Genomic DNA, 20503 nt, shown 5'->3' on the forward strand with positions numbered 1-20503 from the left:
AAGGTGTCCGCGAGATGCGGCTTGAGCTGGAACTGCCGCCAGATCCGGCCGACCGTGGACTTCGACAGACCACTGTGCTCGGCCATCGATTTGCGCGACCAGTGGGTGGCGTTCCTCGGCAGTTGTTCCAGCGTGGTGACCACCACCGCTTCCACCTGATCGACGCTGATGGTGGGCGGCCGGCCCGGCCTCGGCTCGTCGGCCAGGCCGTCCAGCCGCTCGGCGAGGAAGCGCCGCCGCCACTTGCGGACGGTGTCCGCCGTCACCCGAAGATCCCGGGCGACCGTGACGATCGGCGGCATCTCCGGTCCCGCGCAGGCCAGCACGATCCGTGCCCGCAGGGCCAGAGCCTGGGCCGATGTCGCCCGACGCGTCCATCTTTCCAGCACCGCCCGCTCGTCATCCGACAGCAGCAACGGTTCCAGCTTCGGGCCCCGACGGGGAACTGACGCACCAGCAGCAGAAGTCACACACCTACTAACGATCAACTACTGGCGCAGGACACTAGCACTGACCGGGCTACGCCGAAGCCCGCAGCCTGCTGCGGCATACAGCGATCCAAGAGCGCATAATGAATGAGTACGACATGTCGGGCGGTCCGCAAGTGCGGCTTCGAGGCCCGCGGTACCCGGTCAGGTAGCTCGAGCAGGCCCCTAGGCAGGGCACGAGAAGAGATCCACATGACCACTTCGCCTCCTGGCCCCTCGATGGACGATGAAACCTCACCCACCAAGCCGACCACCACTGATGCGATCACCACTCCCCTTACGGCCGCACCCCCACCCGCGGCGCAGGAAGAGGCATCCGCGCCCGAGCCCTCATCCCCTAAAAGCCCGTCGGACAAAATTAAAGAGGTCGTACGTAAAGAATTCGGCGAGAAACTTAAGACCGTGGCAGTACAAGACCCAGAAACGCTCCGTGAGCTACGCCGCGTGTGGAGTGGTGTTCTCCAAAGGCACGGGAGTAGCCCTCTGAGCGATCCACATGACGATGACTATGACGAACTAAACCCAGAAGAAAAGAAAAATATACACGAGAGCGAAGAAAAGCGGGCATCGCTAGTTCTGCAGGGCGCCAAAGAGAGCTCGGAAGCCTTCAAAAAATCCTACCGTGGAAGCTGCCTAGTGTGCCAAAAGAAGGTCGAAGGTTCTCACGATGTCTACGTCTTTTATCACACGCGCGACACCGTGGTTCATCTAGCCCACCGCAACTGCTATGAGAGCATGCCGTCACATACATTCGCTTGCCTTGAGTGCACGGTTCTTAGCAAAGGCCCCCTACCTACAAGTTTTCGTCGGCGTGATCAACCGGTGCTTGCAGTCATGGGGCATGGGAACGACGCGGACGAGGACACATTCGTGCCATTGGGCATGACTCTCTATACTTATGCTGAACCAGGAAAGCTGCTTTCGACCGTCCAAGCCACGGAAGTATGTGCGAACCCACTGAGTGTTGCGCCCAAAGGAATCTTTCCCGAAGGGGCCACTCTCCCTAACATCCCCCTCGGGCCGCCTACCGAGTATGAGCTAGAGTTGGACGTGGTGACCTGGGCATCCGCGCGCAGTCTTGAATTTTCCCAGGCGGTAGCAATGCTACGGAAGGGAGAAGGTGATGTGACCTGGATTGCGGGGACGGAAAGCCTCTGTACCGAGGTAGATTTGTGCCGTCGACCTTTCCATACCTGCAGAGGAATCTTGGCTCGATATCGAGGTGTGAAGAATCTATATATCGGCGTCTGCATGGGAAGTGGTGGCCTTGGAGATGCGCCCACGGAAATCGACGAGTTCTATGAGCAATTGTCCAGGCTGTTCGTTCAACAAATTGAATCTAATGAGCCCGGCGCCTCCGAAAAGGCACTTTTCGTGTACGCCAGCCTACCCAAGAATGAGCAAACCGCGTTGTTTCGCATCCCACGTTTTTCACTCGCCTACGAAGCAGCAATGGAAGTAATGGCGGAAGGAGAAACTACGATCGCGCCGTACGCCAGCGGACCAACCACCACCAACACCGCGCCAACCACCACCACCGTACCAACCACCACTACCACGACATCCAGCGCGACCACGCCCGAAGAGAAGCGCCAGAGTAAGCCGGCTATACCGGCGTTGACCGAAGAGAAGCGCCCTCATCCGGAAGCGATAACCAGCGCTCAACGGAAATCACTCCAGAAGTCTAACAAAGGTATAATCAAGGAACTCCAGGTGGGGCAGTCCGTTAAGTTCGACCTCCAAAGGATCAGCGCTAGCGAAACGCTTCTGATCATTCATCCTGGCGTTGGCGGGATTGGGCCGCTCGAATTCGCAGGGACAATCAGAATGGAGGAAAGAGGAAGTTGGACAGAGGGTACGCCGGGCGCCATCAAGGTATCCCTCCCGCCCGGTTTTACCGTAGACGAAGTCAAGAGCCTCTTTTCTAGTGTCACCAAGAAGAAAATGATACCTATCCAGGAGGCGCCGACGTTCGATGACATGATGCAGAGCACTGTGTACCGCAGACAGTTTAAGAAATATCTCAAAGGGATCAGAAGAACAGAAAGTTTCGCTTTCATTGAGGAGTGTGACAGATATATTAATGATCTACGCCTCCCCGCCATCAAGTTGCAGGGAGAAGGTGCGAAGAGACTATCCGAAGATGCGAGTATTATATTCCTTTCGAGTCAGACGGCGAATGCAATCAAGTCGGCCTATGCTGCAGAGAATGGAGCACAATTCCATACGTCGATAAATTCTGCCAAGCAAGAAGCCCTTGTCGAACTCAAGAAGATATACAACCGTATATCCAGCCTAAATGCGTGGTATGACATTTGAGTGAGCCTATTTCGTCGCGTCGAAGTTCACGAACGGTCAAACAATGATTTGATCAGTATCTTCCAAATACTCGTAGATAAGCGGGGACGTTACGAGGTCGACGCCACTATTTGGGCCGTAGCATCAAAACCGCCCTTTGTTCCAGTTGCCGTGTCCGACGGGCTCGGAACGGAAGGCAACCCGCCAGCGCTAGTGGTGCCCTAAGGACGATATGCCCTGCGTCAATCATTTTGCGGTGAGGGTGATGTTCTTGGACTGCCGCAGGGGCCGTAGGTCGGCGATCTCGGGGACGGCGACGGTGGTGGTCAGGTAGCGGAAGATCTCTCGGGCGATGGCTCGTTTCAGCAGCCGGATGATCTCCTTCTTGGTCCGGCCGGCGGCAGTTTGCCGTGCCACATACACGCGGGGTTTCGCGTCGCTGGCCATCCGGACGATGGCGATGCGGTAGAGGGCCGCGTTGACGGACCGGTCGCCGCCTCTGGAGAGGCGGTGCCGGTGGGGTTTTTGCCGCTGGAGGCTGGGACGGGTGCAACGCCCCGCACAAAGCGGCGAAGGACGCCTCGGGCCGCATCCTTTCCGGGTTGCCTCCAGCGGTGATCAACAGTTGTGCGGCGGTGTCCGGGCCGACGCGGTAGGCGGCGCGGAGTCCAGGGTTGTGGGTGCTGCTCTCGCTGTCCAGTACCCGGGTCAGCACCTGGTGCTCGGCGGTGAGTTCCTTGACGCGTCGGGCGAGGCTCTTGAGCGCGGTGAGGATGGCGACGTGCACGGCGTCGCCGGTCGGCCGCGACCGGGCCAGTGCATCGGTGTGGTCTGTGCCGCTGAGCTGTGCGTACTTGGTGCGGATGGCGTCAGGCGCGGTGATGAGGATCTGCCCGATCTGGTTGAGGGCGGCGGTGCGGGCCTTGGTGGCGGACCGGGCGGCGTTGTGCAGAGCACGGATGCCGGCGACGCTGTCGTCCTTGGGCGCGCCGGAGGCCCGGCCGGACAGAGCGGCTCGTGCGGCCGCGTAGGCGTCGACAGGATCGGACTTGCCGATGCGCCGACGCTCGGCCCGGTCCGGCCGGTTGACCTCTACGACGGCAAGCCCTTCGTGCGGGCGGCGCGTGTGAACCCGGCCCCGTAGGAGGCAGTGCCCTCCACTCCGATCGCGACGACGTGCCCGTGTGCCGCTATGAAGGCCAGGGCCGCGGCATAACCAGGAGCTGTGGTGGCGAACTCCCCGTCCGCGAGAGGGTCTGCTGCAGGTTTGGGTGACAGGTTCGGTCACGCGGCATGGAGGGCCGTTGTGGTCATCACGGTTTCGAATTCGACAGGAGTCAGCCGGCCGAGTGCGGCTTGTCTGCGGCGCCGGTGGTAGGTCCGCTCGATCCAGGTCACGATCGCGATCCGCAGTTCCTCGCGGGTGGTCCAGGTCTGGCGTTCGAGGACGTTCTTCTGCAGCAGGCTGAAGAAGGACTCCATGGCCGCGTTGTCACCGGCCGCCCCAACTCTGCCTATTGATCCGGCCATCCGGTGGCGGTCGAGTGCCCGGACGAACTTCACACCCGGGCCGCGGTTCCACCGTCGTGACCCCCGTGGCGATCAGCCGCCAGAACTTTCATCGAGGGCTGGTACAACTTGCACCGTCTGCACAGCAGCCTCGGCTATCGCAGTCCCGCCGAATACGAGACGGCACTCGCAGCCTGACCACCACACCAATGGTGTCCGTCAAAGCGGAACAAGCTCAGATGCGGAGTCGGCCAGGAGAGGGCCTGTGGACGTGGGGGAGCGGTGGGCGTACCGGGTGGCGCCACACCACGGACCTGTCGCAGAAGCCGAGATGGGCACGCAACGCCCGCTGCGGGTCAAAGTGCGCTTCGTCGCGGAGGAAGCGGAAGGCCGACATGGTGCCGCCCGCCCGGCTGCGTGTCGCCTGGCAGGACAAGGACGCGTGGCTAGCCCGCGAGCAGGTGTGGAGCGAACTGACGAAGGACAGCCCGGACGACGCGGATCCTGCCTTCCGGGCGGCCGTCATCCTGTTCGACGAGCACCTGTGGGACGGACTGGTGTCCTTCGGCGTCAACTACCGTGACCGGGGCCTGCTGTACGTCGACGAAGCGCCCGAACTGGCCACGCTCCTCGACGTGCCCGAAAACTTCTTCGCCCAGCGCCTTGAACACCCTGGCCAGCCCAGTCGCCCTGTCCTCGGCCAGTGGTGCGGCGGTCAGACCTGGGCAGCAGCCGGCGTCCCGGCCGATCACCGCAAGCTGTTGTTTCGACATACCTCTATATTGACGTCTCTCGATTCAAGGCGCAAGGTTGCATCAAGGAACGTCTATGCGGGCCTAGGAGTGCGTCATGAGCGATCAGTCCACCGAACTGCGCGAGACCGTCCGGCAGCGGTACGCGGCGGCAGCCGTGAAGGTCACCGAGGGCGGCACCGCCTGCTGCGGGCCCGAGCCGGTCGAGGTCGACGAGAACTTCGGCTCGACCCTGTACGCCGCGGACGAACGCGAGGCGCTGCCCGCGGCGGCCGTCGCCGCCTCGCTGGGCTGCGGGAACCCCACCGCCGTGGCCGAGTTGCGCGAGGGCGAGCGGGTGCTGGACCTCGGCTCGGGCGGCGGGATCGATGTGCTGCTGTCCGCCCGCCGGGTGGGCCCGACGGGCAAGGCGTACGGACTGGACATGACCGAGGAGATGCTCGCCCTGGCCCTGGCCAACGCGGCGAAGGCGGGTGCGACGAACGTGGAGTTCCTCAAGGGCACCATCGAGGCGGTCCCGCTGCCCGCGAACACGATCGACGTCGTCATCTCCAACTGCGTGATCAACCTGTCCACGGACAAGCCGGCCGTGTTCGCCGAGACCTTCCGTGTGCTCAGGCCCGGCGGCCGGATGGGTGTCTCCGACGTCGTCGCCGACGACACCCTCACCGCCGGGCAGCGGGCCGAACGCGGCGACTACGTCGGCTGCATCGCCGGGGCCCTGTCCTTCGCCGAGTACCGCGCGCAGCTGGCGGCCGCCGGCTTCACGGACATCGAGATCACACCGGCCCACGCCGTCGCCGACGGGCTGCACTCCGCCATCGTCCGCGCGGTGAAGCCCACGGCCGGAGCGAAGGCCGCCGCCCGAGCAGTGGGGGGGCGGCCCCCGCCCCACCCACCCCCCCGCGCCGCGCACCCCCCGGCCGCCGGCGCCGCGGGGACGCCCCCCCCCCCCCCCGCGCGCCCCCCCCCCCCCCCCGCGCGGCCCCCCCCCCCCCCCCCCCCCCCGGCGGGGGGGCGCACGACTCCTGCTGCGGCGTCACCGCGTGCTGCACCCCGTCCGAGCAGTCTGACGATCCGTCCCGCACCACCGACGAGGCCAAGCGTGCCTCCGGATGTGCCTGTCAGAACTGACCTCGCGCCACTCCCAGGCAGCCGGACGGGTGGACCGCTTCCGCCGTATTGCGTCGATCACGCCGGATGCCTGGTTGCTTCCCTCACTCTTCCGGAGAAAGGGTGTGCATGCGGTCAGGCAGCGGCCACGCCGGTCGACGTATCGGATGACGTATACGAGACCGGCGCCCCGCACGACGCATGCGTCCGACCGGACCGTGGAGCGTGGCACGATGACGAGCCGTATCCCCTTGACGGTGCAGCCGGCCACCGATCACGTGGCAGTGGTCTGCCTGTCGGGTGTGCTGAACGCGGACACCTGCGCCCACCTCGCGCAGGAGCTGGACCGGCACCTCGACGGGGCGGCCCGGCACGGGTTGCGGCTGGTGCTCGACGTGGCCGGCGTGGAGGTGGTGAGTGCCGCCGCCCGCCGCGCCGTCCAGCGGGCCACGGATCATCTCGTCCACGCGCCGGTGCTGGTGGTCGCCGCGAGGCCATCGGTCCGTACGGTGCTGGAGCAGGCGCACCTCGCCGGCATCCGCCTGCACGCCACCCTCGCCGACGCGCTGGCCGCCCTGTCCCTGCCGCCCGCCGGCGTCGATGGTTCGCGAAAGTAGCCGGGCCGGTCTGCGGGCCCCGGCCTTGTCGGCTCGCGCAGGCCGACAAGTACCAGGTGAACCGTCAGTTTCCTTGCGCACAAGCCCACTTGAACCGCCCGTCGCCGGACCCCGCACAGAGGGATAACCCTAGATTGCCCTCGGTGCGACCCTAGATTGCCCGCACGCTGCTGACATGCCCCGGTCAACGCTGTCATTCTCCCTTCAACTGCCGCATCACCCCCCACGTTCTTCTCATCACGCGCAGTGACGGCCCGTCCCGCACAGCCCGTCTCGTCCCGGTCAGTACACCCGTCTGCCCGGTCTGTCATGGCCGCCCCACGCGGCCGCAGCAGTAGGAGAACGAGTGAGACGCATCCCCCGCAAGCGCACCGCGCTCGGAGCCCTGGCCTCCACCGCGGCTCTTCTCGCCGTCGGCATCCAGTCGGTCCCGGCGAGCGCTCAGTCTGCCGCTCCCCACCCCAGCCCCCTGCGCACCGGTGGCCAGGAGGCCAAGCTGAGTCCGGCGCAGCACAGCGCACTGATCAGGAGTGCGCAGGGCAAGACCTCGGCGACCGCCCGCACGATAGGTCTCGGCGCCAAGGAGAAGCTGGTCGTCAAGGACGTCGTCAAGGACAACGACGGCACTGTGCACACCCGTTACGAGCGCACCTACGCCGGCCTGCCCGTCCTCGGCGGCGACCTCGTGGTGCACACTCCGCCCGCCTCCCTGGCCAAGGGCACGGTGAGCACGACCTTCAACAACAAGCGCACCATCAAGGTCGCCTCCACCACCGCGACCTTCAGCAAGTCGGCCGCCCAGAGCAAGGCTCTCAAGACCGCCAAGGCACTCGACGCCGAGCGGCCCACCGCCGACAGCGCCCGCAAGGTGATCTGGGCGGGCAGCGGCACCCCGAAGCTCGCCTGGGAGACCGTGATCGGCGGCCTGCAGGACGACGGCACGCCCAGCCGGCTGCACGTCGTCACCGACGCCGTCACCGGCAAGGAGCTCGGCCGGTACCAGGACATCAAGACGGGCACGGGCAACACCCAGTACAGCGGCACGGTCACGCTGAACACGACGTTGTCCGGGTCGACCTACCAGCTCTACGACACCACGCGCGGCGGCCACAAGACGTACAGCCTCAACAACGGCACGTCGGGCACCGGCACCCTGATGACGGACTCCGACGACGTCTGGGGGACCGGCTCCGGGTCCAACACGCAGACCGCGGGCGCGGATGCCGCCTACGGTGCGCAGGAGACCTGGGACTTCTACAAGAACACCTTCGGGCGCAGCGGGATCAAGAACGACGGTGCCGCGGCCTACTCCCGCGTCCACTACAGCAGCGGCTACGTCAACGCCTTCTGGGACGACAGCTGCTTCTGCATGACGTACGGCGACGGCTCCGGCAACACCCACGCGCTGACCTCGCTGGACGTGGCCGGGCACGAGATGAGCCACGGCGTCACCTCGAACACGGCGGGACTCGACTACACCGGTGAGTCGGGCGGGTTGAACGAGGCGACCTCCGACATCTTCGGCACCGGCGTGGAGTTCTACGCCAACAACAGCAGCGACGTCGGTGACTACCTCATCGGCGAGAAGATCGACATCAACGGCGACGGTTCACCGCTGCGTTACATGGACAAGCCGAGCAAGGACGGCGGGTCCGCGGACAGTTGGTACTCCGGTGTCGGCAACCTCGACGTGCACTACTCCTCGGGCCCGGCGAACCACATGTTCTACCTGCTCTCCGAGGGCAGCGGCACGAAGGTCATCAACGGCGTGACGTACAACAGCCCGACCTCCGACGGCGTCGCCGTCACCGGCATCGGGCGGGCCGCGGCCCTGCAGATCTGGTACAAGGCGCTGACGACATACATGACGTCCAGCACCAACTACGCCGGAGCCCGCACCGCCGCCCTGAACGCCGCCGCCGCGCTGTACGGGACCAACTCCACGCAGTACGCCGGGGTCGGCAACGCCTTCGCCGGCATCAACGTCGGCAGCCACATCACCCCGCCGTCGTCGGGCGTCACGGTCACCAACCCGGGCAGCCAGTCCTCCACCGTCGGCACGGCGGCGAGCCTGCAGATCTCGGCCGGCAGCACCAACAGCGGCTCACTGACGTACGCCGCGAGCGGACTGCCCACCGGCCTGTCGATCAACAGCTCCACCGGCGTGATCTCCGGTACGCCGACCACGGCCGGCACCTACAGCACCACCGTCACGGTGACCGACAGCACCGGCGCCACCGGCACCGCCTCCTTCACCTGGACGGTCAGCACCTCGGGCGGCGGCACCTGCACCTCGGCCCAGCTGCTGAGCAACCCGGGCTTCGAGTCGGGCAACACCGGCTGGACGGCGTCGAGCGGGGTCATCACCACCGACACCGGTGAGGCCGCGCACGGCGGTTCGTACAAGGCCTGGCTCGACGGCTACGGCACCACCCACACCGACACCCTGTCCCAGTCGGTGACCGTACCCACCGGCTGCAAGGCGACGCTCACCTTCTACCTGCACATCGACACGTCGGAGAGCGGCAGCACCGCCTACGACAAGCTGACGGTGACCGCCGGATCCAAGACCCTGGCGACGTACTCCAACGTCAACGCCGCCTCCGGGTACGCCCAGAAGTCCTTCGACCTCTCCTCGTACGCGGGCTCGACCGTCACCGTGAAGTTCAGCGGTGCCGAGGACTCCTCCCTGCAGACCAGCTTCGTCGTCGACGACACGGCACTGACGACCAGCTGACCGCACCCGCTCGCAGACCGGCCTCACCCCGCGGTGCGCGGGGTGAGGCCGTCGGCGTCAGTTGAACGGGTCGAGGGTCAGGTCCGCCTCCTGCGGGCTGCCGTCGTGGACGAGCGACTCGTGGTTGCCGACGTCGTCGAAGGCGAAGGCGTAGGCCTTGCCGTCGGCCATCTGGTCGTGGATCGCCCGGGCGTACTCGTTGGTCACCGAGTCCTTGTAGAAGTCCGCGGCGGACGAATCCGGCTGGCTCGGGTTGGTCAGCAGCGTGGTGCGGTTGAAGCCGGCGCACAGGGTGCGCGAAATCGGGCCGCGCACTTGGTCGTTGGGCGCGTCGAGCTGCTTGTGGCAGCCGAAGACGCTGTCCGCGTCGGGCTTCTGGAAGGTGGTGACCACCTTGCCGGAGCCGTCGGTGAAGTTCATGACGTCACCGGAGACCTTGCCGTAGTACTTGGTGTCCGGTTGGTCGCCGAACGGTGTCACGGTCAGGGTCGAGGACGCGTACTTCTGCCAGACGCGGTTGACGTAGTCGTCCATCACGGACGCCGGCAGCGCGCCGGACTCCAGCCCGTGCCCCGGCGCGAGAGCCCGCAGCACCGTCCCGTCGGACCGGGTCTCGATCAACTTGGACCAACCGGACTTGCCGCGCAGTGCGTTGAGGACGCCGTTGTAGCCGCCCGACTTGAGGTGCCCGGTGGTGGCCGTGCTCCCGCCCGATCCCTGCAGGCCCACCGCGTAGGGCGCGGAGAACATGTCGACCTGCGTGCTGTTGAGCCACAGGCCGGAGTCGTTGAGCGTGTACTCGGACCAGTTGAAGAGGGTGTCGTGGTTCGGGTCGCTCGGGTTCTGCACGGCGGGCTGCACCAGTCCGCCGGTGGTCAGCTTGAACACGAGCTTCTGCCCGTACGAGAAGTAGATGCGCCCGGAGAACTTGGGGATCTGGATCGTCTTCGACTGGCCTGCGCCGGGCCCCGCGATGGACGCGTCCGGCGCGTCCGTGGGCGGGTTCCCGCCGGCCGGCCACGCATGGAACGTGCCGTTCGCGTCCGCCCAGCCCTGCTGCCCCGTCGAGAGCAGTGTGCCGATGGTGTAGACGTAAACCGCGTCGCTGCGGCCGGAGTTGTTGGTCACCTTCAGGGGGATCGTGTCGGGCACCGCCGCCTTGGCGGACGACGGCGACTGGATGGCGATCACCGCGGCGATCACTGCGGCTGCGGCTGTGGGGGCCAGCAGACGGCGAGTTGTTTTGTGGTGCACGCTCCACCTCCGTGTGTGGGGTCACTCGAGGGGAATTGGTCCGTACCTCGTTTGAGAGCGCTCTCAACCTGGCATCGGGGTGCGTCCATGTCAATAAGTGGAACCTGTGGGAAACGAAGACGCCCGTGGGACTCAATCCACGGGCGCCGGAAGGGAAACGTCAGAGCGGAAGCATCAGAACGTCCGCTGCAACAGGTCGAGGAGAGCCGCCCAGTGCCGCTCGTCCGCCTCCTTGTCGTACGCGGCCGTGTCCGCCTGCGTGTACCCGTGGTGCGCGCCCGGGTAGACCTCGCAGCGGTGCCGTACGCCCGCCGCCGTCAGGGTCTCCTCCAGGAGCTGCTGCTGCTCGGGCGGCATGGAGCCGTCCTGGTCGGCGTGGCCGAAGTACAGCTCGGCGGTGACGTCCTTGGCCACCAGGTGAGGGCTGTCCGGCGCGTCCGTCGCCAGCCGGCCGCCGTGGAAGTTGGCCGCGGCGGCGACGCGGTCCGGGTAGGTACCGGCGGTGAACAGGGCCAGCCGCGCACCCATGCAGTAGCCGGCCAGGGCGACCGGGCCGTCGGCGGCGAGCGGGGAGTCGGCCAGCCACTGGAGATACGCGCCGGCGTCCCGCATGGCGAGCTCGGGGGTGAGCGACTGCATCACCGGGGCGATCTGCTCCCAGATCTGCGGCCGCTGCGAGGGGTCGATGAACTCCGGCAGGTCGAAGACCGGAGCGCGGCCGTGCCGGTAGAAGACGTTCGGCACCAGCACCGTGTAACCGGCCCCGGCCAGCCGGCCGGCCATGGACTCCAGGTGCGGACGCAGTCCGAAGGCGTCCTGGTAGAGCAGTACGGCGGGGTGGGGGAGGCCGTCGGCGGGATGTGCGAGATAGGCGTCGGCGACGCCGTCCGCGGTGGTGATGTCAACGGCTGTTCCCTGAACGGAGGTCATGGGGGACCACCTCTCTGCGCACGGTGCGGCGAAGCGACTTCTGCGGGCCCGACGGGCCGGACACGGTCATCGTTGCACGTGCCACTTATCAGCTCGCCGTGGCCCCTTCCCCGACCGGAACCGCTCATTCGAAGCGCGTGACGTCCCCGGCCCCGCGCCGTACGATCTCGGCCTCCCCGTCGGAGAAGTCGATGACCGTCGTCGGCTCGGTGCCGCAGTCCCCGGAGTCCACCACCGCGTCCAGCACATGGTCGAGGCGGTCCTTGATCTCCCAGCCCTGGGTCATCGGCTCCTCCTCGTCGGGCAGCAGCAGCGTGCTGGACAGCAGCGGCTCGCCGAGCTCGGTGAGCAGGGCCTGGGCGACGACGTGGTCGGGGATGCGTACGCCGACCGTCTTCTTCTTCGGGTGCTGCAGTATCCGCGGCACCTCCTTCGTCGCCGGCAGGATGAAGGTGTAACTGCCGGGCGTCGAGGCCTTGATCGCACGGAACACGTCGTTGTCGACGTGCACGAACTGGCCGAGCTGTGCGAAGTCCTGGCACACAAGGGTGAAGTGGTGCCGGTTGTCGAGCCGGCGGATGGACCGGATGCGCTCGATGCCGTCGCGGCTGCCGAGTCGGCATCCCAGTGCGTAACACGAGTCCGTGGGGTACGCGATGAGGGCGTCCTCACGGATGCTCTGCGCGATCTGGGAGATGGCACGAGGCTGGGGGTTGTCGGGGTGCACGTCGAAGTACTTCGCCATCCGCCGAGCTTATGCCGTCCCGACCTTGGCGACGAACGCGTCGATGTTCGCCATGGTGCGCCGGATCTTCTCCTCCAGGGTGATCGTCTCGTGCAGCCGCGCACCGACGCCCGCGTCCCGCTTGCCCCGCACGTACAGCGAACAGGCGAGATCGCTGCATATGTACACGCCCACCGAGTTGCCCTGCTGGCCGGCCCTGCCCGCCTTCGGCGCGACCATCAGGGAGACGCCGCCGGAATGGGTGGTCAGGCACATCGAGCACATGCTGCGCCGCTGCTGCCCGACGGTGGCGGACGAGCCGCGCAGCGCTATGGCCCTCGGGCGGCCCTCGTCCCCGGTGGTGACGAGGTAGGCGCGGTCGGGCGCCTGCGGATCGCGCCAGCCGAGGTAGTCCAGGTCGTCCCAGGGCTGGTCGGCGAGGTCACGCGGGACGGACAGGCGCTTGGCCTCGCCCTTGGTGCAGTTGATGAAGGCGGCGCGGATCTCGCGTTCGGTCAGTGGTTCCATAAGCTCAGGCTATGTTGCCTAAAGGGTTTAGGCAAAAGCTTAATGGCCTGTGGAAGCAGAGAGGGAGGTTGTGGTGCGCGCAGGGCTGACCACGGACCGGGTCGTGCAGGCGGGTGCGGAGCTGGCGGACGAGGTCGGCTTCGAGCTGGTGACCGTCTCGGAGGTCGCCCGGCGTTTCGATGTCAAGGTGGCGAGCCTGTACTCGCACGTGAAGAGCTCCCAGGACCTCAAAGTCAGGATCGCGCTGTTCGCCCTGGACGAGCTGGCCGACCGCGCCGCCGACGCTCTGGCGGGCCGGGCCGGCAAGGACGCCCTGACCGCCTACGCCGACGCCTACCGCGACTACGCCCGGGAACACCCCGGCCGAGCGGTCGCGGCCCGGATGAGACTCGACCCCGAGACCGCGGCCGCCGGCGCGGGCGTCCGGCACGCGCAGATGAGCCGCGCGATCCTGCGCGGCTACGACCTGACCGAACCGGACCAGACCCACGCCGTACGGCTGCTGGGCAGCGTCTTCCACGGCTACGTCAGCCTGGAGGCGGGCGGCGGCTTCAGCCACAGCGCCCCCGACTCCGAGGAGAGCTGGAGACGGATCCTGGACGCCCTCGATGCCCTGCTGCGCAACTGGCCCGCCCGGCAGACCCCTTGAACCCGCCGACCCCACTCCCTTGAAGACGAGGCAGGAGGACATGCGTACCAAGTACGAATGGATCACGACGCCCATCACCGCCGCGCTGCTGCGCGGCGCCCTCGACGTGGAGCACACCGAACGGGGACTGCTGCCGCACCGGCTGCCGCCCTGGGCCCGCGCCCAGTGCACCGATCCGCAGCTGGCCATGGCCGAGTCGCAGCCCTCGGGCGTACGGCTGGCCTTCCGCACCCGTGCGACCGCCGTCGAGCTCGACACGGTGCCCACCAAGCGCCTCTACGCCGGCGCACCGCCCCGTCCCGACGGTGTGTACGAGCTCCTCGTCGACGGCCGCCCGGCCGGCCGGGGGAGCGTCACGGGCGGTGACGTCGTGACCGTCGACATGACGGCCGGCACTGTCGACCTCCTTCGCGGCGCCGCGGGCACCCTGCGCTTCACCGGCCTGCCCGACGGTGACAAGGACGTGCAGATCTGGCTCCCGCACGACGAGACGACCGAGCTGGTCGCGCTGCGCACCGACGCCCCCGTGGAGCCCGCCCCGCCGAGCGGGCGCAAGGTGTGGCTGCACCACGGGAGTTCGATCAGTCACGGCTCCGACGCGGCGGGCCCCACCTCCACCTGGCCCGCACTCGCCGCCTCGCTCGGTGGCGTGGAACTGATCAACCTGGGGCTGGGCGGCAGCGCCCTGCTCGACCCGTTCACCGCCCGCACCCTGCGCGACACGCCCGCCGACCTGATCAGCGTCAAGATCGGCATCAACCTCGTCAACACCGACCTGATGCGGCTGCGCGCCTTCACCCCCGCCGTCCACGGCTTCCTCGACACCGTCCGCGAAGGCCATCCCACCGCACCGCTGCTGGTCGTCTCGCCCATCCTGTGCCCCATCCATGAGGACACGCCAGGCCCGACCGCCCTGGACTTCCGCACCCTGAGCGACGGCCGGCTCCAGTTCCACGCGATGGGCGACCCGGCCGAGCGCGCCGACGGAAAGCTGACCCTGGGCGTCGTCCGGGACGAGCTGGAGCGGATCGTGGCCCAGCGGGCGGCCGACGACCCGAACCTGCACTACCTCGACGGCCGCGACCTGTACGGCGAACCCGACGCCGACGAACTGCCGCTGCCCGACCAGCTCCACCCGGACGCCGCGACCCACCTGCGCATGGGCGAGCGCTTCGCGGGACGGGTCTTCACCGCGGGAGGCGTCTTCGCCGACTTTGGCAGCTGAGAGGTTCGGGGCCTTGCTCTCCTCGCCGTACGAATGCCGTACTCGTGTCACCACTGGGCATGCGTGAGGTAACGTCCCCGACCGACATGCCGAGGTCGACGCAATGGACGAGGAGAAGGCCCAGATGGCTGGCCGAAAGGACGCGGGCCACCCTGCGCAGGTGACGGGCGCCGAGGGATCGAGGTGGGCGCGGGAACTGCTCGACCACCTGCGGCCGACCGGGCGGGACATCCGCCGGGTCGTCACCTGGCTCTCGGACGCGGTGGACGGGACGGCCTGTCTGCAGGACGACACCGGCCGCGTCCTCGCCGGCACACCGACGCCGCTGGACGAGGACCTCCTCGCCGACATCGTCTCCGGCCGCATCGCCTCCGCGGCCTGGGACGACGCTGGGCTCCATCTGCGGCTGGTCGGAGTGCAGCAGCCACAGCCCGCCTCGGCCGGAGTGCTGTCCGTCTCCCGTACGGCCCCCTTCGACCGGCGGGCCTCGGACATCGTGACCCACACCGCCCAGGTGGTCGAACTCCTGCTCAGGGCACGTGAGTCGACGGCGGCCGGACGGCGGCTGCGGCGCGCGACGTCCGATCTGCGCCTGGCCATCCTGCAACTGCTGATGGTCGAGGACACCGTCTCCGCCCGCCGGGTGGCCGCGGGTCTGTGGCCCGGCCTCCTCGACACGGACACCGCCTGCGTCTACGTCCTGGAGGGCAGCGCCGAGGAGCGTGACCGTATCGCCGAGGAGTGCGTGACCGCGACGGCCGAGCAGGCGCTGGTCGTGCGCTGCCCCGCGGTGGACGCCCACGTCATCGTCGTCGCTCCCCGGGACGCGGCGTCCGCCGAGCTCAGGCTGGTGGTCGGCCGCCGGCCGGACACCTTCCTCGGCGGCAGCGCCCCGCAGAGCCTGGTGCGCACCGCCACCGCCTACGGACAGGCCGTCAGCGCGCTCGCCGTGGCCCGATTCCGGCCCGACCAGCAGGCCGTCTACGCCGAACGCACCCATCCCGAGCGCCTGATGGACCCGGCCGTGCTGCAGGGCTGGACGGCCGATGTGCTGCGCCCGCTCGACACCCTGGCACACCACACGCGCGCCGAACTCCTCGCCACCACCCGGCTGGGCCTGGAGTTCACGGCGGTGAACGCGGCCAAGGTCCTCGGCGTCAGCCGCAACACCGTCCGCGCCCGCATGGACCGCGTGGAGAGCCTGCTGCACGCGGACTTCTCCGATCTCACCGCGCGCGCGGTCGTCCATCTCGCGCTCAACACGCGGGTCGGCCTGTCCGAGGAGGCACACGGCGCCCGCCCCGCCGGGACGGCCCACCCCGGTCTCAGCGACCTGCTGGCCGGTCCCGCCCTGCGGACCTGGGCGCGGGACCTGCTCGGGCGCCTGGAGTCCGACGCCCGCGATCTGCGCCGCTCCCTGCGCAGCTGGATCGCCGCCGGAGGCAACGCCGAACGCGCCGCGCAGCTCCTTGGCGTCCACGCGCAGACGGTGCGCGAACACGTCCGCAGCGCGGAGCCCGTCCTGGAGCGCCAGTTGCTCGCCTCAGGCAGCGATCTGTACGAGGTCGTCCTCGCTCATCTGGCCCTCGGTGATCTCGACCGGCCCGCATTCGACCGGACGAACTAGGATCTTCCGGACTCACTTGTGCACAGGTGAGCCCCCCGACGGCCGCAGCGGGCATGGACGCGGTTCACAACGTGTCCACTCGGCACGTAAGTTCGACGGGCCGCGGGGGCACGACCGGAACGGGGGACCGGTCGCGCCCCCTTGCGGTTCTACGCCCGTAGCACCACGGGCACCTCCTGCCAGCCGAACGCGATGAACGACGGCACCTGCCGCAACTCGTCCACGCCGACGGCCAGTCGCATCCGGGGGAAGCGCTCGAAGAGAGCCGGCAGTGCGGTCATCGCCTCCATCCGCGCGAGCGGCGCGCCGACGCACCGGTGCACACCGATGCCGAACGACAGATGGTCCTCCGCGCCGCGTGCCGGGTCGAAGGCGTCCGCGTCCGGGCCGTAGCGGGCGGGGTCCAGCCCCGCGGCGGCGTATGTCGTGATGATGGCGTCGCCCGCCGGGATCGTGACGTCGCCGACGGCGATGTCGGTGACGGCGAACCGCAGCGGTAGCGCTGCGATCGACGGGTGCACCCGCAGCGTCTCGTCGACGACCGCGTCCCAGGCGGTCTTCCCGGCCTGTACGGCGGCCAGCTGCCCGGGATGCCGGAGCAGGGCGACGATCGCGTTGCCGATGAGGTTCACGGTCGTCTCGAACCCGGCGCCGATCATCAGCAGCAGGGTGTACAGCAGTTCCTCGTCGCTGAGCCGGTCGCCGTCCTCGTCCCGCACCCGGATCAGCTCGGTGGTCAGGTCGTCGCCCGGATGCGCCCTGCGATGGGCGATCAGGGCGCCCAGCACGGTCCCGATCTGCTGGTGCACGAACGCGCCGTGCTCCGGGCTCGGGTCGGAGGTGTCCATGATGGCGGCGATCAGGCGCCGGGTGCCGTCCACCAACTCGTCCGGCACACCGAACAGTTCGCAGATCATCCGCAGCGGCAGGGGATGCGCGAGCCCGGCCTTGACGTCGACCACCTGCCCGTCGGCGCCCGCCGCCTCCAGCGCGTCGAGCAGCTCGGCGGTGATCGCCTCCACCCGCACGCGCATCGACTCGGTGCGCCGGTGGGTGAAGCTCGGCGCCACCAGTTTGCGCAGCCGCGCGTGGTCGCCCCCGTAGGTGGAGAGCATGTTGACCACGCCCACCCAGCCCAATACCCAGCTCCACGAGGGGCGTTGACCGATTTCGGGGAACAACCGCCAGTGCAGCCGCGGGTCCTTGCTGACCCGCGGATCCAGGATCAGGTCCTTGAGGATGTCGTGACGGGTCGGCGCCCAGGCCGGTATCCCGCCCGGCAGTTCGACGGGCACGATCGAACCCAGCGCCCGTAACTCGGCGCTCTCCGCGGGGATGTCGGCGCCGAACGGATCGATGGCGAACCGGTCGAGGTGGTCGGTGACGGTCACGACTGATCTCCCAGAGATGAGACCGGGCAGGACGGGGTCCACGGCCCTCGGGCCGCCACTCGGAGCACAGTACACACCGTCGTCGCCCCTTCTCGCACGGCTGAGCGAAATCACGCCGCGCAGCCACCACCGATACCCGGCGAACCGACGACGTCGGCCGAATGCGCGGCGTGAGACGGGTACTCGGACGGTCCCGGAACCACTACCGCTGAAGGAGGCACAAATGACCGGCAGCTCGGAGACCGGAGGCGCGACCGGTACGCAGGACAAGGACTACAACCTCATCTGGTATGTGGAGGCGTGTCTGAGCAACGCCCTGCGCCTGGAGACCTACATCAAGGACGCGGAGCGCGAGAAGGACACCGAGGTGGCCGACCTGTTCCGCAAGGCCCAGGCGGACAGCCGCAAGGGCGCGGAGCTGGGCAAGAAACTCCTGCGCGCGCGGCTGGACGGTGGCTGACACCGGATCGTCCTCAAACCCGGGCCCCGTGCGTCACGCGCGGGGCCCGCATCGTGCCCGCCGCCATGAACTCACCGCCGGACGACGGTGACGAGCACTCCGGCGACCGCTACGCTACCGGCCAGTAATCGGATGCATCCAGGAGGCACGATGCCGCAGCTCGAAGTCGACGGCGCAAAGCTGACGTACGACGACGAAGGCCCTCGCGACAGCGACGCCCTTCCCCTGGTGTTCATCCACGGCTGGACGGCGAACCGGCACCGCTGGGACCACCAGATGACGTACTTCGCCGAGAAGCGCCGGGTGATCCGCCTCGATCTGCGCGGTCACGGCGACAGCACCGGCGCCGGGGTGCGCACCGTCGCCGAACTGGCCAAGGACGTCGTCGCACTTCTCGACGACCTCGAGGTCCGGCGGGCGGTGCTCGTGGGCCACTCGATGGGCGGCATGATCGCGCAGACGATCACCCTCGACCATCCCGAGCGGGTCGAGCGCCTCGTGCTGGTCGACTCCATCAGCCGCATGACCTACAGCCGCGGACGGGGCCTGCTGATGGGGGCCTCGACACTCGTCCCCTTCAAGCTGTTCGTCGCCGCAAACATCCGGCGCGCCTTCGCCCCCGGCTTCCCCCGCGAGGAGGTCCGCGCGTACATCAAGTCCTCCGAGGACACTCCCCGCGAGGTCGTCATGACGCTCTACGGCGCCATGCGCGCCTTCGACGTCCTGGACCGGGTCGGCGAGATCCGCGTCCCGACCCTCCTGATCCACGGCTTTCACGACATCCAGCTGCCGGTGCAGCAGATGCTGCGCATGGCGAAGGCCTACCCGGACGCGGTGGTCCGCATCATCGACGCCGGACATGAACTACCGGTCGAGAAGCCGATGGAACTGACCACCGCTCTCGACCGGTTCGTCACTCCCGTCGGCGGGTGAGGCGTTGGGTAGCCGGTCGATCAGTGGCTCATCTTGGCCTTGAGGCCACCGACCGCCGCGGCGGGGCGTGCCGTGGCCCGCATGGACCGGTTCACCAGATGCGCCTCGCGCCGCAGGTCGTGGGCGGCATGCCGGCCGCGCCAGGCCAGTGAGGGCGACCCGGCGGTGTCGTCGGCCGCGATCAGCAGGCCGCCGAGCATCGACAGGTTCTTCAGGAAGTGGATCTTCTGCTGCGCGCGCTCGTCGGGATCCTCCGCCTCCCAGAAGCGGTGGCCCGCCAGCGTGGTCGGCACGAGCGTGGCCGCGATGGCCAGCGCGGCCGGCCGTGGCAGCCGCCCGCTGCCCAGCAGCAGGCCCGCCACCACCTGCACGGCTCCGTTCAGACGTACGACCTGCTCGGTGCGGTCCGGCAGGGCGCCGACCCGCTCGGTGACCGGCTGGACGACCGGCTCGGCCACGGGAGCGACCCGTTCGGGGGCGCGCAGTGAGTTCATGCCGCCGGCGACGAACATGGAGGCGAGCATGGGCCGGCCGACCAGTCGCAGGAGACTCATGAGTCTCTCCTCGTGTGTGGGTGTGCGTATGTGAAGGGACTCATCGGGTTCCCCGCGGTCTGTGGTCGATGCCACGTCGTCGGGCGAGGTGAGGGCATGTTCCTCGCCGGAGGTGGGAGCTACCGTTTTTGCGTAGTTTGCTGTTCTCCCTCACGCAGTACGGACGACCTCGCGTGCTCACAGACCTCTCGCCGCTCATCGCGGCCACCACCCAGTGGCTGACCTGCGCCTATCCCTCCGCCGGTGGCGCGCTCGCCTCGACCCTGTGCGAAGTGCAGGCCCGCCAGGCCGTCACGGTCGCGGCCTGGCTGCGCTATCCCACGCAGGTGGACGCCGCCCTCGTCGGTATCGCCGGCCCCGGCGGATCGGCCCGGCTCGACTGGATCTCGGGCTCCGACGACCCCGCCGACCAGGACGCGGACGCGCACGCCTGGCGTACCTGGGTCGACGAGGTCGTGGCGAGCTGGGCGGCCTGTCTGCTGACCGACCCGGAACTGGCAGTCCTCGCGGTGGCGGCCGTCGCCGAGGGCGGCCATGCGGCCGATGCCCCCGTGGCGTTCCGGCGCCTGGTCGCGCCCGACGAGACCGACCGGCGGGCGGCGGCGCTGCTGCGCCACCCCGACCTGCTCGCCGCCGTGACCGCGTTGCACCAGGACCAGCTCCTGACCCTGCTCAGCACGGGACCGGCGCTCACCGCCTGAGACAAGCCTCGGT

19 protein-coding genes and 2 pseudogenes are annotated in these 20503 nt (G+C 68.2%); 11 read left to right on the plus strand and 10 right to left on the minus strand.

All coding sequences use genetic code 11. The features are described from left to right. Positions 1-416, minus strand: a 416-nt coding sequence (locus tag ACGFYN_RS30360; RefSeq protein ID WP_393869095.1) for a helix-turn-helix domain-containing protein, incomplete at its 3' end; no start/stop codon positions are given. A gap of 264 nt (positions 417-680) precedes the next feature. Between ACGFYN_RS30360 and ACGFYN_RS30365 the strand changes: the two genes are divergently transcribed. Then, positions 681-2807, plus strand: coding sequence for a putative adhesin (locus ACGFYN_RS30365; RefSeq protein WP_393869096.1), 2127 nt, complete (start codon positions 681-683; stop codon positions 2805-2807). Positions 2808-3032: 225 nt separating this feature from the next. On the opposite strand, the gene ACGFYN_RS30370 is transcribed toward ACGFYN_RS30365, so the two are convergent. Continuing rightward, a complete protein-coding gene (locus ACGFYN_RS30370; RefSeq protein WP_393869097.1) occupies positions 3033-3233 on the minus strand; it encodes a hypothetical protein in 201 nt (66 codons plus the stop codon). Between the two features lie 229 nt (positions 3234-3462). Here ACGFYN_RS30370 and ACGFYN_RS30375 point away from each other — a divergent pair, with 229 nt between their 5' ends. After that, the gene (locus ACGFYN_RS30375) at positions 3463-3930 is read left to right on the plus strand and encodes a hypothetical protein (RefSeq protein WP_393869098.1); all 468 of its coding nucleotides are present in this window, start codon (positions 3463-3465) and stop codon (positions 3928-3930) included. Positions 3931-4070: 140 nt separating this feature from the next. Here ACGFYN_RS30375 and ACGFYN_RS30380 read toward each other — a convergent pair. After that, positions 4071-4388 (minus strand): annotated as a pseudogene (locus ACGFYN_RS30380) (IS3 family transposase); the annotation flags it as partial. Positions 4389-4741: 353 nt separating this feature from the next. After that, the gene (locus ACGFYN_RS30385; protein WP_393869099.1) at positions 4742-5068 is read right to left on the minus strand and encodes a hypothetical protein; all 327 of its coding nucleotides are present in this window, start codon (positions 5066-5068) and stop codon (positions 4742-4744) included. Between the two features lie 76 nt (positions 5069-5144). Here ACGFYN_RS30385 and arsM point away from each other — a divergent pair. The 3 genes and pseudogenes from arsM to ACGFYN_RS30400 form a co-directional block, all read left to right on the plus strand. Next, a pseudogene (gene arsM, locus ACGFYN_RS30390) lies at positions 5145-5903 on the plus strand (arsenite methyltransferase); the annotation flags it as partial. 490 nt (positions 5904-6393) lie between these two features. Continuing rightward, entirely contained in the window at positions 6394-6777 is a 384-nt protein-coding gene (locus tag ACGFYN_RS30395; protein ID WP_393869100.1) for an STAS domain-containing protein, read from the plus strand. A 346-nt stretch (positions 6778-7123) separates the two neighbouring features. Next, positions 7124-9514: a M4 family metallopeptidase gene (locus ACGFYN_RS30400; RefSeq protein ID WP_393869101.1), complete on the plus strand. Its 2391-nt coding sequence runs from the start codon at positions 7124-7126 to the stop codon at positions 9512-9514. A 57-nt stretch (positions 9515-9571) separates the two neighbouring features. Here ACGFYN_RS30400 and ACGFYN_RS30405 read toward each other — a convergent pair whose 3' ends face one another. The 4 genes from ACGFYN_RS30405 to ACGFYN_RS30420 form a co-directional block, all read right to left on the minus strand. Continuing rightward, positions 9572-10768, minus strand: coding sequence for a glycoside hydrolase family 64 protein (locus tag ACGFYN_RS30405; RefSeq protein ID WP_393869102.1), 1197 nt, complete (start codon positions 10766-10768; stop codon positions 9572-9574). Positions 10769-10942: 174 nt separating this feature from the next. Then, positions 10943-11698, minus strand: a complete 756-nt coding sequence (locus ACGFYN_RS30410) for a dienelactone hydrolase family protein (RefSeq protein ID WP_393869103.1) — start codon at positions 11696-11698, stop codon at positions 10943-10945. A gap of 124 nt (positions 11699-11822) precedes the next feature. After that, positions 11823-12443 carry an L-threonylcarbamoyladenylate synthase gene (locus tag ACGFYN_RS30415; protein WP_393869104.1) on the minus strand — a complete coding sequence of 207 codons (621 nt, stop codon included), beginning with the start codon at positions 12441-12443 and terminating at the stop codon, positions 11823-11825. A 9-nt stretch (positions 12444-12452) separates the two neighbouring features. Continuing rightward, a complete protein-coding gene (locus tag ACGFYN_RS30420) occupies positions 12453-12950 on the minus strand; it encodes an FBP domain-containing protein (protein WP_393869105.1) in 498 nt (165 codons plus the stop codon). Positions 12951-13020: 70 nt separating this feature from the next. On the opposite strand from ACGFYN_RS30420, the gene ACGFYN_RS30425 reads away from it, so the two are divergent. From ACGFYN_RS30425 to ACGFYN_RS30435, 3 genes are all read left to right on the plus strand, one after another. Beyond that, complete coding sequence (locus tag ACGFYN_RS30425; protein WP_393869106.1) at positions 13021-13599, plus strand: TetR/AcrR family transcriptional regulator; 579 nt, start codon at positions 13021-13023, stop codon at positions 13597-13599. A gap of 40 nt (positions 13600-13639) precedes the next feature. Then, positions 13640-14824 carry a GDSL-type esterase/lipase family protein gene (locus tag ACGFYN_RS30430; protein ID WP_393869107.1) on the plus strand — a complete coding sequence of 395 codons (1185 nt, stop codon included), beginning with the start codon at positions 13640-13642 and terminating at the stop codon, positions 14822-14824. A 124-nt stretch (positions 14825-14948) separates the two neighbouring features. Continuing rightward, the gene (locus ACGFYN_RS30435; protein ID WP_393869108.1) at positions 14949-16451 is read left to right on the plus strand and encodes a helix-turn-helix domain-containing protein; all 1503 of its coding nucleotides are present in this window, start codon (positions 14949-14951) and stop codon (positions 16449-16451) included. A gap of 149 nt (positions 16452-16600) precedes the next feature. Here the strand turns inward: ACGFYN_RS30435 and ACGFYN_RS30440 are convergent, their stop codons facing one another. Beyond that, a complete protein-coding gene (locus ACGFYN_RS30440) occupies positions 16601-17842 on the minus strand; it encodes a cytochrome P450 (RefSeq protein WP_393869109.1) in 1242 nt (413 codons plus the stop codon). 223 nt (positions 17843-18065) lie between these two features. On the opposite strand from ACGFYN_RS30440, the gene ACGFYN_RS30445 reads away from it, so the two are divergent. Together ACGFYN_RS30445 and ACGFYN_RS30450 are read left to right on the plus strand one after the other, a co-directional pair. Beyond that, complete coding sequence (locus ACGFYN_RS30445; RefSeq protein ID WP_393869110.1) at positions 18066-18302, plus strand: hypothetical protein; 237 nt, start codon at positions 18066-18068, stop codon at positions 18300-18302. Between the two features lie 150 nt (positions 18303-18452). Further along, positions 18453-19235 carry an alpha/beta fold hydrolase gene (locus ACGFYN_RS30450; RefSeq protein WP_393869111.1) on the plus strand — a complete coding sequence of 261 codons (783 nt, stop codon included), beginning with the start codon at positions 18453-18455 and terminating at the stop codon, positions 19233-19235. Between the two features lie 20 nt (positions 19236-19255). Here ACGFYN_RS30450 and ACGFYN_RS30455 read toward each other — a convergent pair whose 3' ends face one another. Next, the gene (locus tag ACGFYN_RS30455) at positions 19256-19789 is read right to left on the minus strand and encodes a DoxX family protein (RefSeq protein ID WP_393869112.1); all 534 of its coding nucleotides are present in this window, start codon (positions 19787-19789) and stop codon (positions 19256-19258) included. 173 nt (positions 19790-19962) lie between these two features. On the opposite strand from ACGFYN_RS30455, the gene ACGFYN_RS30460 reads away from it, so the two are divergent. Continuing rightward, complete coding sequence (locus tag ACGFYN_RS30460; RefSeq protein WP_393869113.1) at positions 19963-20490, plus strand: hypothetical protein; 528 nt, start codon at positions 19963-19965, stop codon at positions 20488-20490. Positions 20491-20503: the final 13 nt, after the last annotated feature.

Origin of the sequence: Streptomyces sp. NPDC048419 (genome assembly GCF_043200415.1) — a bacterium.
Classification (GTDB): domain Bacteria; phylum Actinomycetota; class Actinomycetes; order Streptomycetales; family Streptomycetaceae; genus Streptomyces.